Origin of the sequence: Micromonospora sp. NPDC023814 (assembly GCF_040639595.1) — a bacterium.
Classification (GTDB): domain Bacteria; phylum Actinomycetota; class Actinomycetes; order Mycobacteriales; family Micromonosporaceae; genus Micromonospora.
In genome coordinates, this window is the sequence record NZ_JBFAAF010000011.1 from 1 (window position 1) to 14,426 (window position 14,426).

7 protein-coding genes are annotated in these 14,426 nt (G+C 74.5%); all 7 read right to left on the reverse strand.

Annotated features, from left to right (window positions below):
* On the reverse strand, window positions 1-5,264 hold a 5,264-nt coding region (locus AB0G14_RS08085; RefSeq protein ID WP_357694952.1), incomplete at its 3' end, for an amino acid adenylation domain-containing protein.
* Window positions 5,261-10,261, reverse strand: a complete 5,001-nt coding sequence (locus AB0G14_RS08090; RefSeq protein WP_357694954.1) for an amino acid adenylation domain-containing protein — start codon at window positions 10,259-10,261, stop codon at window positions 5,261-5,263. The genes AB0G14_RS08085 and AB0G14_RS08090, both read right to left, overlap by 4 nt.
* Before the next feature lie 51 nt (window positions 10,262-10,312).
* Window positions 10,313-10,519, reverse strand: coding sequence for an MbtH family NRPS accessory protein (locus tag AB0G14_RS08095; RefSeq protein WP_357694956.1), 207 nt, complete (start codon window positions 10,517-10,519; stop codon window positions 10,313-10,315).
* A gap of 17 nt (window positions 10,520-10,536) precedes the next feature.
* Window positions 10,537-11,550, reverse strand: a complete 1,014-nt coding sequence (sbnB, locus tag AB0G14_RS08100; RefSeq protein WP_357694958.1) for a 2,3-diaminopropionate biosynthesis protein SbnB — start codon at window positions 11,548-11,550, stop codon at window positions 10,537-10,539.
* Window positions 11,544-12,512 (reverse strand): 2,3-diaminopropionate biosynthesis protein SbnA, encoded by a 969-nt coding sequence (gene sbnA, locus AB0G14_RS08105; RefSeq protein ID WP_357695176.1) that lies wholly within the window; start codon window positions 12,510-12,512, stop codon window positions 11,544-11,546. Before sbnA ends, sbnB begins: the two co-directional genes overlap by 7 nt.
* A 286-nt stretch (window positions 12,513-12,798) precedes the next feature.
* Window positions 12,799-14,154 carry a condensation domain-containing protein gene (locus tag AB0G14_RS08110; protein ID WP_357694960.1) on the reverse strand — a complete coding sequence of 452 codons (1,356 nt, stop codon included), beginning with the start codon at window positions 14,152-14,154 and terminating at the stop codon, window positions 12,799-12,801.
* Complete coding sequence (locus AB0G14_RS08115) at window positions 14,151-14,405, reverse strand: phosphopantetheine-binding protein (RefSeq protein ID WP_357694962.1); 255 nt, start codon at window positions 14,403-14,405, stop codon at window positions 14,151-14,153. Before AB0G14_RS08115 ends, AB0G14_RS08110 begins: the two co-directional genes overlap by 4 nt.
* Window positions 14,406-14,426 lie beyond the last annotated feature (21 nt).

The following is a 14,426-nucleotide window of genomic DNA, read 5'->3' on the forward strand; positions in this document are numbered from 1 at the left end:
AGGTTCGGCACCTGCAAATCGAACGCCACCGACGAGAACACCGACGACCCACCACCGCCACGACCCGCCAACACCGACGCCGCCCACCGCACATGATTCGCCAACCCCCGATGCGTGACCTGCACACCCTTCGGCCGACCCGTCGACCCCGACGTGAAGATCACATACGCCAGATCATCCAGATCCACCGTCGGCGGCACCGACGGCGGCAGCTCCCCGGCCGGCGGGACCTGCTCCACGGCCAGCACCTCGACGCCGGCCGTGAACCGGTCGGCGTACCGCGCCGACGTCAGCACCCGGACCGCACCCGCGTCGGCCAGCATCGCCTCCACCCGGCCGGCCGGATAGGACGGGTCCACCGGCACGTACGCCGCCCCCGCCTTCCACACCGCCAGCATCGCCGCGACCAGATCCGGCCCCCGATCCAGCAACACCCCCACCACCGCACCGCGACCGACACCCGACGACCCCAACCACGCCGCCAACCCCGCCGCCCGCGCATCCAACTCCGCGAACCCCACACCGTTGACCGCCTCGGCCGACGGCACCCGAACCACCTGCTCCTCGAACCAACCCAACACCGAACCCGACACCGGCTCCACCGAGTCCACGTCGTCGGCCAGCACCACCGGCACCTCGTCCGCCGACAGACACACCACCCGCGCGTCCCCGTCCGGATCCGCGACCATCGCCTCCAACACCGCCCGGAACATGCCACCGAGGCGGCGCAGGGCGTCCTGGCCGACGTGCCGGCGGCTGGCCTGGAGGGTGAGGAAGCCGAGCCGGCTGAACACGCCGAGCGGGAACTCGGTGGGGCTGTCGTCGATCGACTCGGCGTAGTCGATGTCGGCAGCGTCGATCTGGTGGAAGTCGTGGTAGCTGAACCGCACGTCGAGCATGCGGGCGTCCTCGCCGATCTCCCGTTGCAGGGTCGACAGCGGGTAGCGCCGGTGCGGCCACAGCTCCAGCTCGGCCTCGAAGGTCCGCCGGATCAGCTCCGCCCAGGTGGCGGCCGATCCGTCGTAGCCGACCGGCACGGTGTTGAGGTGCATGCCGTACACCCGGTCGGCGCCGGCCACCTCGGGCCGGATGTTGCAGACCAGGCCGGTGTAGAACCGTCCGGCGGCGCTGAGCTGGCTCATCACCTTCAGGTGTGCGGCCAGCATCACCGACTTGAACGGCACGCCGAGGCGCCGGGCCAGGCCGCGCAGCGCGGGTTCGAGGTCCTGCACCGGCACCCAGCGCTCGTGCTTGGCCCCCTCCGGCGCGTCCGGGTCGCCCCAGCCGGTGGGCAGCTCGTGCCGGGTCCGGCCAGCCAGCGCGCGGTGCCAGAACTCGCGGTCCGCGTCGCCGGTCACCGACCGCCGCTCGGCGGCGACCGCGTCGGCGAAGCGCACCGAGGGAGTCGGTCGCGGCGGCACCGGCTCACCGGCGCGGATCCGCCGGTAGTCGCGGACCAGCTCCATGATCAGCGAGTGGTAGCTCCACCCGTCCAGGATCGGGTGGCACTCGGTGAGGGTCAGCCACCAGCTGCCGTCCGGGCAGGTCCGGGCGTGCAGCCGCAGCAGCGACGGGTGGTCCAGGTCGAACAGTCGGGTCCGCTCGACGGCAATGAAGTCGTGCAGTTCCCGTTCCAGCTCGGCCCGGTCGGTGGCGAGGCTGCGGTCGTGGGTGACGGCCAGCTCGGCGGTGGCGTGCACCAGCTGCATCGGCACGGAGTAGCCGGTCAGGTCGAACGAGGTCCGCAGCACCTCGTGCCGCCGCACCAGCAGCGCCGCGGCGGCGCGCAGCGCGTCCAGGGAGAACTCCCCCTCGTCACGCACCCGGTAGCTGGTCACGTTGTGGTAGTGGTTCTGCTCGGTGTCGGCCAGCAGCTCGACGAGCATGCCGAGCTGTCCCTGGGTGCACGGGTAGGCGTCCACCACGCCGGCGGGCAGCGCGGCGCGGTCGGCGTCGCCGACCAGCGCGAACGGCGTGACCGTCGGCTCCGGCTCGGCGGCGGGCCGGGCGGTGAGCAGTTCGGCCAACTCGGCGACGGTACGCCGCTCGAAGATGTCCCGGACCTCCACGTCGAAGTGCGCGTCGCGCAGCGCGCCGGCCAGCGCCACGGCGCGGATGGAGTCGCCGCCGAGGTCGAAAAAGCCGTCCTGCACGCCGACCCGGTCCAGCCCGAGCGTGGCGGTCCAGATGTCGGCGAGCTGCTGCTCCACGGTGGTGCGCGGGGCCACGTACGGCCGCTCGACGGCGGCCACCGACCGGTCCGGGGCGGGCAGCGCGGCCCGGTCGAGCTTGCCGTTGTTGGTCAGCGGGATCCGGGCCAGCGGCACGAAGGCCGATGGGATCATGTACTCGGGCAGCGTCCGGCCCAGCGCCGCGCGCAGCTGCGACGGGCGCAGCAGCATCGGGTCGTCGCCGGCCACCAGGTACGCCGTCAACCGCCGGTCGCCCGGATTGTCCTCCCGCAGCACCACCACCGCGTCCCGGACGCCGGGCAGGGCGGTCAGCGCGGCCTCGATCTCGCCCAGCTCGACCCGGTAGCCGCGGATCTTGACCTGGTGGTCGATGCGGCCGATGAACTCCAGTCGCCCGTCGGCGCGCCGCCGGGCCAGGTCGCCGCTGCGGTACAGCCGCGACCCGGGCGGCCCCCACGGGTCCGGCACGAACCGCTGCGCGGTCAGCTCGGGGCGGCCGAGGTAGCCCCGGGCCACCCCCGGGCCGCCCACGTGGATCTCGCCGGGCACGCCGACCGGCACCGGCCGGCCGTCGGCGTCGAGCAGGTGGACCGTCAGGTCCGACAGCGGCGCGCCGATCGGGTTGGCCGAGCCGCCGACCTCGTCGGCGGTGACCCGGTGGTACGTGGTGTGCACGGTGGTCTCGGTGATCCCGTACATGTTGATCAGTCGCGGCGCGTCCAGGCCGCGGCGGGCCACCCAGGGCGTCAGCTCGGCGAACTCCAGCTTCTCGCCGCCGAAGGTAACCACCCGCAGGGCGAGCCGGTCCACCCGGGGGTCGCCGTCGGCGGCCAGGCGGACCAGGGCGCGGAACGCCGAGGGCGTCTGGCTGAGCACCGTGACCCGATGCGCGACCAGCTGGTCGAGCAGCTCCTGCGGCGAGCGGATCACCGCGCGGGGCACCACCAGGAGCCGGCCGCCGTGCAGCAGGCAGCCCCAGATCTCCCAGACCGAGACGTCGAAGGCGTACGAGTGCAGCAGCGCCCACACGTCGTGCGGACCGAACCGGTAGTCGTCGGCGGTGACGGTGAGCAGGCGCAGCACCTGCCGGTGCGCCACCGCGACCCCCTTGGGGCGGCCGGTGGAGCCCGAGGTGTAGATGACGTAGCAGAGGTTGTCCACGTCCGCGGCCACGGCAGGGTCGGTGGCGGGCTGGGCGGCCAGCTCGGCGGCGAAGCCGGGGTCGTCCAGCAGCACCACGGTCCCGTCGAAGCCGGCGAACCGGTCCCGCTGAGCAGTGCTGGTCAGCACGATCTCCGCGCCCGCGTTGGCGATCATGAAGTCGAGCCGGTCGGCCGGCGAGGCCGGGTCGAGCGGCAGGTACGCCGCGCCTGACTTGAGCACGCCGAGCAGGGCCGGCACCAGGTCGGGCCCGTGGTCCAGGTGGACCCCGACCAGCCGCTCCGGGCCGGCGCCGTGGGCGCGCAGCCAGTGGGCGAGCCGGTTGGCGGCGGCGTTCAGCTCGGCGTAGCTGAGGGTGGTGTCGGCGACGGTAAGCGCCGCCGCGTCCGGGTGGGCCGTCGCGGCCGCCTCGAACCGGCCGTGTACGGTGCCGGTGACGGGGTCGTTCGTGGCCGGGCCCCGGGTCACCAGCGCCAGCTCGGCGTCGCCGAGGATGGCCAGTTCGGAGAGACGGGCCAGCGGGTCGGTCGCCACGTGGTCGAGCAGCCGGACCAGGTGGTCGGCGGCCCGCTCGACGGTGGCGCGGTCGAACAGGGCGGTGGCGTACTCGAAGCGGCCGCGCAGCCGACCGTCGGCGCCCTCCAGCACGTGCAGGGTGAGGTCCACCTTGGACGAGCGCAGCGGCAGCTCGACCGGCTCCACGGCCAGCTCGCCGGGCCAGCGGGTCGCCGGCGGCTCGGACTGGAGGGTGAAGGCGACCTGGTAGAGCGGGGTGCGGGAGAGGTCCCGCTCGGGTTCCAGCTCGTCGACCAGGAGCGCGAACGGGGCGTCGGCGTGGTCGAAGGCGTCCAGCACGGTGGCCCGGTTCAGCTCCAGCAGGCCGGCGAACGACAGGTCGCCGCTCCACCGGCCACGCAGGACCAGGTTGTCGATGCCGTAGCCGACCAGGTTGCGCAGCTCCGAGCGGGTCCGCGCGGACGACACCGTGCCCACGGCCAGGTCGGTCCGGCCGGTGTAGCGCGACAGCAGCGCCTGGAAGGCGCTGAGCAGAGTGACGAAGACGGTGGTGCCGGTGTCGCGGGCGAGGCCGCGCAGCGCGGCGGAGAGGTCGGCGGTCAGCGCGAACGGCACCGAGGAGCCGCGCCAGTCCCGGCTCTTCGGCCGGGTCCGGTCGGCCGGCAGTTCCACCGGGGTCAGCCCGGCGAGCTGGTCCCGCCAGTAGTCGATCGACCGGGCCACCCGCTCGTCACGCAGCCGGCCGCGTTGCCAGGCGGCGAAGTCGGCGAACTGCACGGCGGGCTCCGGCAGCCGGGGCTCGGCGCCGGCGTGGAAGGCGGCGTACAGCTCGGCCAGTTCGCCGGTGAGCACCGCCAGGGAGGGCGCGTCGCAGGCGATGTGGTGCAGCACCAGGGCGAGGACGTGCTCGTCGGTGTCCAGCCGGACCAGCACGGCCCGGACCGGCCAGTCCCGCGCCAGGTCGAAGCCGGTGGCCGCGGTCTCGGCCAGCAGCGCGGCGGCGGTGGCCTCGCGGTCGGCGGCGGGCCGGTCGGTCAGGTCCACCACCGGCAGGTCGCGCGGGGCGGGCGGGTCGATCACCTGCACCGGCTGTGTGCCGGCGAGGGCGTAGCGGGTGCGCAGGATCTCGTGCCGGGCGACCAGGGCGTCGAGGGCGCGGCCCAGCGCGGCCCCGTCGAGTCGGCCGCGCAGCCGCAGCGCCGAGGAGACCAGGAACTCCCCGCTGGTGGGGTCCATCCGGTTGAGGAACCACATCTGCTGCTGGCCGTGGGACAGCGGCAGGTCCCCCGACCGGTCGGCGGTCGGGATCCGGTCCCGGCGACCCGTACGACGGCCGGCCAGCCGGCGCTGGACGAGTTCTTCACGCAGGTTCGGCTCGTTGGCGGTGCTGGTCATGCCGGGTACTCCTCGGATCGCGACAGGTCGTGGGTCAGGTCGGCGTCGTCCAGCGCGTCGACCTCGGCCCGGATCAGGTCTTCGATGGCGATCGCCTGGGCGTGCACCGTGGGGTGCTCGAACACCAGGCGGATCGGCAGGTCGAGATCGAACTCCTCCTGGAGGGCGGCGATCAGCCGGGCGGCAAGCACCGAGTGCCCGCCGAGGAGGAAGAAGTTGTGGGTGGCGCCGATCCGCGCGTCCAGCAGCTCCGCCCAGATCGCGGCGATCCGCTTCTCGGCCACGGTCTGCGGGGCGACGAATTCGGTGGCGTCGGCGGTGCCGTCGGCGAGCGCCGCGTCGAGCCGGCCGCGCAGGGCGTCCCGGTCGACCTTGCCGTTGGCGTTGAGCGGGATCCGCTCCAGCGGCACGAACAGGCTGGGCACCATGAATTCGGGCAGTTGCCGGGTGCAGTGCGCGGGCAGGTCGGTGGCCTCGCCGCAGTAGAAGGCGACCAGCCGGTCCTGGTGGGCGAGGACCACGCAGTCGCGTACGCCCGGGTGCTGGGCGACGACGGCGCTGACCTCGCCGGGCTCGATCCGGTAGCCGCGGACCTTGACCTGGTCGTCCACCCGGCCGACGAAGGCCATCGTGCCGTCGGGCAGCCAGCGGCCCAGGTCGCCGCTGCGGTAGAGCCGGGAGCCCGGCGGGCCGAACGGGTCGGGGACGAAGCGGTCGGCGGTCAGTTCCGGCCGGCCGGCGTAGCCGGTGGCCAGGCACGCCCCGCCGATGTACAGCTCGCCGACCGCGCCGACCGGCAGCAGCCGCATCGCGTCGTCCAGGATCCGCACCACGGTGTTCGCCATCGGCCGGCCGATCGGCACGATCTCGCTGGTCTGCGGCTCCACGACCGGGTACGCCGACATGATCACGGTGGTCTCGGTGGGGCCGTACGTGTTGATCAGGCCGGCCGGGCCGAGCAGGTCCCGCCACCGGTTCGCCACCGCCCGGCGCAGCACCCCGCCGGCCACCCAGAGCTGGCCGGCCAGCCGCTGCGCCTGCGCGGCGTCGACCTGCGTGGCGAGCAGTTCCAGGTGCGGAGGCGTCATGATGAACCGGTCGTACGGCCCGGCGGCCAGCAGCAGCGCGCCGAGCCCGGTGAGGTCGAACTCCGGCGGGAGCAGCGTCACCGGCTGCCCGGCCACCAGCGGCCCCCAGAGGTTGGAGATCGACAGGTCGAAGGCGATCGTGGAGAACAGCGGCGCCCCGCCCCCGGCCGGGCGGCCGCCCCGGTCGCCGAGCGCCTCGGTCTCCGTGGCGCAGGCCAGGAAGTTCGTCACCGCGGCGTGGGAGAGCAGCACGCCCTTGGGCCGGCCGGTCGACCCGGAGGTGAACAGCACGTACGCCGGCTGCGCCGGGTCGAGGTCGCGGGGCGGCGCGGTGGTCGGTTCGGCGCTGACCATCAGCCGGTGGGTGTCCACCTGGAGGCTGGGCACCACGAACCGGTCGGCGTACCGCGAGGCGGTGACGGCGAGACCGACGCCGGCCGTGTCGAGCATGTAGCCGATCCGCTCCGCCGGGTACGAGGGGTCGAGCGGGACGCAGGCGGCGCCCGCCTTCCAGCACCCGAGGATCGCGGCGACCAGGTCCGGCCCCCGGTCCAGCAGCACGGCGACGGCCGCGCCCGGCGCGACGCCCGTCCGGCGCAGGTGGTTGGCGAACTGGTTGGCCCGGCCGTCCAAGTCGGCGTAGCTGGTGCTCGCCCCGGCGTGCCGCAGCGCCACGGCCTGCGGGTTCGCCGTGCGGCGTGCCTCGAACAGGTCGGCCACGGTGGTGGCCGGGCGGGGCACGGTCGGCCCGTTCCACCCGTGCAGCAGCCGGTGCCGCTCCTCGGCCGAGAACGGGTCGAGCTCGTCGAGGCGGGCGTCCGGCCGGTCGGCGGCGGCGCGCAGCAGCCGGACGAAGTGGTCGGCCAGGCGCCGCGCGGTGGACTCGTCGAACAGGGCGGTGGCGTACTCCACGGCTCCGGCGAGCGAGCCGTCCGGTTGCGGCCAGAGGTGCACGGTCAGGTCGGTCTTGGCCACGGTGGACGCCTGCCGCAGCGCGTCGACCGCGTGCGGGTCGTCGGCCACCCGGCCGGTGATCCCACCCTCCTGGTAGTTCAGCATCGCCTGGTAGAGCGGGGTGCGGGCGAGGTCCCGCTCGCCGACCAGCTCGTCCACCACGCGGTCGAAGGGCAGGTCCTGGTGGGCCAGGGCGGCGGCGGCCCGGGCGCGTACCTCCCGGACCGCCTGCGCGAAGGTGGACGCCGGGTCCAGCGGGCAGCGCAGCACCACCGGGTTGAGGAAGATGCCGGCGGTCTGGGCGACCTCGGGCGGCCGGTGCCCGGAGGTGGGCGTGCCGACCGGCACGTCCCACTGCCCGGTGTAGCGGGCGAGCAGGGTGGCGAAGCCGGTCAGCAGGGTGGCGAACGGGGTGGCCGCGCAGCGCCGGCCCAGCTCGGTCAGGGCGCCGGCGACGTCCGCCGGTACGGTGAAGCCGAGCATCGCGCCCTGCGCGTCCCGCTCGGTCGGGCGTGGCCGGTCCAGCGGCAGCGTCAGCTCGGGCAGCCCGGCCAGCGCCTCCCGCCAGTACGCCAGCTCCCGCCCGACGACCTCGTCGGTGAGCTGCCGGTGTTGCCAGACCGCGTAGTCGGCGTACTGCACAGGCAGCTCCGGCAGGTCCGCCGGGCGTCCCTCGGCGGCGGCGCGGCACAGTTCGCGCAGGTCCCGTTCGAGGACGAGGGCGGTGCCGGCGTCGGAGGCGATGTGGTGCACGGCCAGCACCAGCAGGTGGTCCTGGCCGGCGGCGGTGGCCAGCCCGGCCCGCCACAGTGGTCCGGTGCCCAGGTCGAAGCCCCGGCCGAGCTGCGCGGCGACCAGCTCGGGGAGCCCGCCGCGGCTGACGTCGCGCACCTGGAGGGCGACCTCCCCCGGCGGCACGACCTGCTGCCGGGCCACGCCGTCGACGACCAGGTAGCGGGTGCGCAGCGGCTCGTGCCGCGCCTCGAGCGCGCGCAGGGCCGCCCGGACGTGGTCGGGGTGGACGGTGGCGGGCAGCCGCACGTGGAGGGGGACGACCCACTCCTTGCTGCCCGGGTCGAGCTGGTCGAGCATCCAGAGCCGGTGCTGGGCGGCCGAGAGCGGCAGGGGCCGGTCGCGTCCCACCGGGAGCACGGGCGCGGCGGCGGGCCTGGCCGTCTCCACCAGCCGAGCCTGCGTGGCCACGGTGGTCGCGGCGAGCAGGTCGCGCAGCGCCACCGTGCCGCCGGCGGCCTCGCTGAGCCGGCTCTCCAGCCGCAGCGTCACCAGCGAGGAGCCGCCGAGCTGGTAGAAGTCGTCGTCGAGGCCCACCTCGTCGACGCCGAGCAGGTCGCTCCAGACCGCGGCGACGGTGCGTTCGGCGGCGGTGCGCGGCGGGCGTACCGCCGGCCGGTCGAGGGGGTCGATCGCCGGCAGCGCGGACCGGTCGATCTTGCCGCTGGCGGTGAGCGGAAACTCCGCCACGGGCTGGAACACGGCGGGCACCAGCGCCTCAGGCAGCCGGCCGACGCAGTGGGCCCGCAGCTCCGCCGGGGTGAGCGGTCGCCGGCCGGCGACGTACGCGGCGAGCTGCCGCCGGCCGGCCGGGTCGGTGTGTCCCACCACCACCGCCGCCCGGACGTCCGGGTGGGCGGCGAGCACCGCCTCCACCTCGGCCGGTTCGATCCGGAGGCCGTTGACCTTCAGCTGGTGGTCGACCCGCCCGACGAACTCCAGGGTCCGGTCGCCGCGCCAGCGGACCTGGTCGCCGGTGCGGTAGAGGCGGGCGCCCGGCGGCCCGTACTCGTCCGGCACGAACCGCTCGGCGGTCAGGTCCGGCCGGTTGAGGTAGCCCCGGCCGAGGTTGGCCCCGCCGACGTAGAGTTCGCCGACCACGCCCACCGGCACGGGCCGCCGGTCGGCGTCGAGCACCTGGACGCGGACGTTGGGCAGCGGGCGCCCGATCGGCACCGGCCCGGTCGGCTGCGCCGGGTCGACCGGGTGGGCGGTCACGTCGATGGCGCACTCGGTGGGGCCGTAGGTGTTCCACACCCGCACCTCGGGGGTGACGGCCAACCGCCGGCACAGTTCGGCGTGCAACGGTTCGCCGGCCGAGAAGACCAGCCGCAGGCTGGTGCACCCGGCCCAGCCGGGCTGGTCGACCAGCAGCCCGAACACCGACGGCACGCCCTGCAGGACGGTGATCCGGTGCCGGGCGACGGCGGCGACGAGGGCGGCCGGGTCGCGGTGCGCCCCGTCCGGGGCCAGCACCACGGTGCCGCCACTGGCCAGCGGGGCGAAGAACTCCCAGCCCGCCGCGTCGAAGCTGACCGAGGTCTTCTGCAGCACCCGGTCGGCGGGGCCGAGGCCGTGTTCCCGGATCGTCCAGGTCACCCGGTTGCCGATGCCGCCGTGGGTGATCAGCACCCCCTTGGGGCGGCCGGTGGACCCGGAGGTGTAGATGACGTACGCGACGGCATCCGGGTCGGGTGCCGGTACCGGCGCGGTGGCGGGGGCGGCGGCGATCCGGGCCCGGTCGGTGTCCACGCAGACCACCCGGCCGGGCGCCGCCTCGTCGCGCAGGGCGGCCCGGGTGAGCAGCACGTCGGCGCCGCTGTCGGCGAGGATCCACCGCCGCCGCTCGGCCGGGTGGGTCGGGTCCAGCGGCAGGTACGCGGCGCCGGCGCGCCACACCCCCAGCAGCGCGACCACCAGGTCGACGCCGCGGTCCAGGTTGACCGCGACCAGCGACTCCGGGCCCACGCCTAGCCCGGCCAGGTACCGCCCGAGCTGGTTGGCCCGCCGGTCCAGCCCGGCGTAGTCCAGCCGCTCGGTGTCGTCGCGTACCGCGGTCGCGGCGGGTGTCAGCGCGGCCTGCCGGGCGATCAGCTCGGACAGGGTGCCGGCCCCCAGGGCGGCGGCTGCGGCTGCTGGCGCCGCGGGCGGAACGATGCTCATGGTGCTCCTCCTCCGGGGGGACCGGGCGCGGGCGTCGGGTCGGGCCGTGGGTCAGGCCGTGGCCTGGGACTCCATGCGCTGGCGCAGGCTCAGCGGCCGCATGTCGGTCCAGATCTCGCCGATCCGGGCCAGGCACTCGTCTCGGCTGCCCTCGGTGCCCTCGGCCCGCCAGCCGGCGGGCAGTTCCCGGTCGGTCCACCAGACCGAGTACTGCTCCTCGTCGTTGAGCACCACCCGGTAGCTGCGGTCGTCGGTCATTGCCACTCCTTCGCGGATCAGGTGGACGCCACGGTGGCGTCCGCCACGGGTAGGAAGTCGTCGACGCGTACGCCCAGGCCTCGCCGGTGGGCGGTGGCGCGGACGTGCTCGGCCAGGACGAGGTCCAACACCCCCAGGCCGAACGGGGACACCACCACCGGCACGTCGTCGTCGGGCAGCCGTACCCGGCCGCCGGCGAGCTGGCCGATGGTGGCGGAGACGAAGTCCCGGCCGCCGGTGAGCTGCTCGGCCAGGTGCAGCGAGGTGCGCTCGCGGCAGACGTGGTCGGGGTCGTCGACCACGTTGCGCACCGTCAGCACCGCCTCGGGACGCAGGTCGCGCAGGGACAGGTGCAGCAGCACCGCGCCGGGCCGGCAGGCGTCCAGGTCGAGGTGGGGCTCGGTGGCGGTGGTGGCGATCGAGACCATCCGGTGCGCGGCCATCGCCTCCTCGGCGGTCGCGGCCGGCGTCACCGGCAGGCCGGGCAGCAGGGCGCGGGCGGCCTCGGCGAAGGCGGCGGCCCGGTGCGGGTCGGTGTCGAACAGCGTCAGCGCCGGGGGCGGGGCGACGGTGCCGGCCACGAACCGCAGCACCTGCTGGTTGATCAGGCCGCAGCCGATCAGCGCCAGGCCGTCCGGGCGGCGGCGCGCGGTGAGCAGGCCGGCTGCGAGCGCCGCGCTGGCCGCGGTACGGCGGGCCGAGATGACCGAGCCTTCGACCAGGGCCACCGGGTGCCCGGTGCGCATCGAGTTCAGCACGATGGCGGCGCTGGCCCGCTCCAGGCCGTGCGCCAGGTTGCCGGGGAAGGAGGAGATCCACTTGATCCCGGCGGCGGGCGGTTCGGTGCCGAGGTAGGCCGGCAGGCCGATGATCCGGTCCCGGGGCTGCTCGGGGAACCGCAGGAAGACCGAGTGCGGCAGGCTGCTGCGGCCCTGGTCGTGCAGCAGGTAGGCGTCCCGGACCAGGTCCACGACCCGGGCGTCGTCGCCGTCGAGGATGTCCCGGACCACGGCCTGGCCGATGATCAGCATGACTCGTCCTTCCACAGGTGGGTGATCTCGCCGAAGTGCCGGACGACCCATTGATCCGAATAGATCGTGTCGAGGTAGCGGTCGCCGTTGTCCGGCAGGATCAGCACGGACGTGGCGCCCGCGGGGATCTGCGCGATGCGCCGGCGCAGCGCGGCGACGGTGGCGCCGGACGAGCCGCCCGCGAGGATGGCCTCCCGGTTGAGCAGCAGCCGGCAGCCGACCACGCAGTCCAGGTCGGAGACGTGCACGATCTCGTCCGGTGCCGCGTCGGCGGCCAGCGGCGGCACGATGGAGGCGCCGTGCCCAGGGATCAGCCGGGATTCGGGCTCGCCGCCGAAGATGGCGCTGCCCACCGCGTCCACCGCCACCACCCGGGTGGACAGCCCGTGGTCGTGCAGGTAGCCGGCGCAGCCGACCAACGTGCCGCAGGTGCCGGTGGAGCAGAACAGGTAGTCGACCCGCCCGTCGAGCGCGGCCACGATCTCGGCCATGGTCCGCCGCTGGGCGGCGGCGTTGAGCGGGTTGGCGTACTGGTCTGGGCGGTAGGCGTACGGGATCCGCTCGCACAGCTCACGGACCCGGCGGCGGCGGACCGGCAGGTACTCGCCGGTCACCGGGTCGGGGTGCTCGACCATCTCGATCTCCGCCCGGTACGCGGTCAGGATCGCCAGGTTCTGCCGGGTGGTCTTCGGGTCGACCACGCAGATGAACCGGATGCCGTAGTACGCGCAGACCTGGGCCAGGCCGATGGCCAGGTTGCCCGAGCTGGACTCGACGACCACCGACCGACCGGGCACCAGCTCCCCGGAGCTGATCTTGTCGCGCAGCATGTTGAGCGCGGTGCGGTCCTTGATGCTGCCGCCGGGGTTGAAGCGTTCGAGCTTCACGAAGACCCGGGAGGGAAACTCCGGAAACAACCGGACCAGCTGCACCAGCGGCGTGTTCCCGATCGTCGAGAGGATGCCCTCGCGCACCGTTCCTCCCTCCACAATGGACTGTCAACGCCGAGAAGGTCTCAGCCACTGCTATATCGCTGCTATACCGGCGCCATGCCCGGCCGGGCCTGCCGGTTGTCCGGGGGCCGTGCGCGCCGGTCGCTCCCCCGGCCGGGGCGCACCGATCGGCCGCAGGCGGCGGGCCGACCGGGATCCGGCCCGGCGACGGGGGGTGCACCGGGCCGGATCCGGCCCTGCGCGGCGGGTCGCCGACCGGTCGTACCGGGCCGGCGCGGGGTGCCCACCGCGCTGGTTACTGGGTGCCGAGCGCCAGCAGGTCGGCCAGCTCCGCCTCGTCGACCATGGCCGCCCGGGACACCACCGTCTCCGGTGCCGTGCAGGCCACCCGCAGCATCTGGAGGAAGTGCCCGGCCAGCCGCTGCACGGTCGCCTCGTCGAACAGGTCGGTGTCGTACCCGAACTCCGCCTGGAGGCTGCCGTCCTGGTACTGGGTGAGGGTCACCGAGAGGTCGAACTGGCCCTCGTCGTACGGGATGTCCAGCAGCCGGATGCGGTGCCCGGCGAAGTGGTGCCGCTCGACGGTGAAGTCGTCGTCGTGTTGGTGCACCAGCAGCGTGACGGTCACCCGCACGGCCGGTTCCCGGTTGCGCCGGCCCGACTGGACCAGCGGGAACGGGTAGCCGGCGTGCGCCACGCCGTCGGCCAGCTGCCGGCTCGCGGAGGTGATCGCCTCGGCGAACGTGGTGCCGGAATGGAACGACGCGCGCAGCGCGATCGTGTTGACCAGCAACCCGACCACCCCCCGCAGCGCCCGGCCCCGGCGCAGCGAGGCCGGACACCCGACGGTGAACTCCCCGAGCCCGGTGTAGCGGTACATGGTGGCCTCGAACGCGGCGAGCACCACGCTGTACGGCGTCACCCTGGCCGCCGCCGCGGTCTCCCGCAGCCGGCCGGCGAGGTCGTCCGGGAACGCCCGGCTGAACGCGCCGCCGCGGAAGGAGCGCACCGGCGGGCGGGGCCGGTCGGTCGGCAGGGTCGCCGCCGTGGCCCCGTCGCAGACGCTGTCCCAGTAGGCGCGCAGCCGTTCGCCGCGCTCGCCGGACAGCGCCGCCCGCTCCCGGGCCAGGAAGTCGTCGTAGCTGCCCGTGACGGGGGGCAGCTCCACCGGCCGCCCGGCCTGCAGTGCCCCGTACGCCTCGGCGAGCTCCTGCCAGACGATCCGCTGCGAGTGGAAGTCGGTGGCGATGTGGTGGATGACCACCACCAGCACGCAGTCGGTACGCCGCAGCAGCAGCGCCGCCCGCAGCGGACCGTCCTGCTCCAGCCGCAGCGGCCGGTCGCCGAACTCCTGGCAGCGGCGCAGCAGGGCATCGTCGTCCAGGTCGGGCACGTCGTGCACCTCGACCTCGCAGCGGAGGTCGGGGTCCACGACCCGCACCGGTCCCTGGTCCGTCTGCACGAACCGGGACCGGAGCAGGTCGTGCCGCGGCTGCACCGCCGCCATCGCCCGGCGCACCAGGTCGGGGTCGAGGGCCGGTGCGACGTACAGGCCGTGCACCACGTTGCTGGCCGGGCTGTCCGGGGCCAGCCGGTAGACCAGCCACAGTGCCCGCTGCCCGACCGACAGCTCCCGGACGTCCTCGGTCACACCGAGGACCTGGCGGCGAGGACGAAGTCGGTGAGGTCCTGGACCGTGGTGAAGCTGCCGACCTCCTCGTCGGGGACCTCGATGTCGAAGTGGGCTTCCGCCGCGGCGAGCAGGTCGACGAGCTTGAGGCTGTCCAGGCCGAGGTCGACGAACGCGTCGTCGGGGTTGATCTCGCGGTCGACGTCCTCGGTCATCAGCTTGCGGGTGAGCTGCACGACGTCGAGGGACACCTGGTCGACGGTCATCGTCATGGTCGTGGTCCTTTCGGGTTG

Coding starts and splice junctions, on each gene's coding strand:
- AB0G14_RS08090 (WP_357694954.1), bottom strand. CDS start 10,261: ATGAGCATCGTTCCGCCCGCGGCGCCAGCAGCCGCAGCCGCCGCCCTG.
- AB0G14_RS08095 (WP_357694956.1), bottom strand. CDS start 10,519: ATGACCGACGACCGCAGCTACCGGGTGGTGCTCAACGACGAGGAGCAG.
- sbnB (WP_357694958.1), bottom strand. CDS start 11,550: ATGCTGATCATCGGCCAGGCCGTGGTCCGGGACATCCTCGACGGCGAC.
- AB0G14_RS08115 (WP_357694962.1), bottom strand. CDS start 14,405: ATGACGATGACCGTCGACCAGGTGTCCCTCGACGTCGTGCAGCTCACC.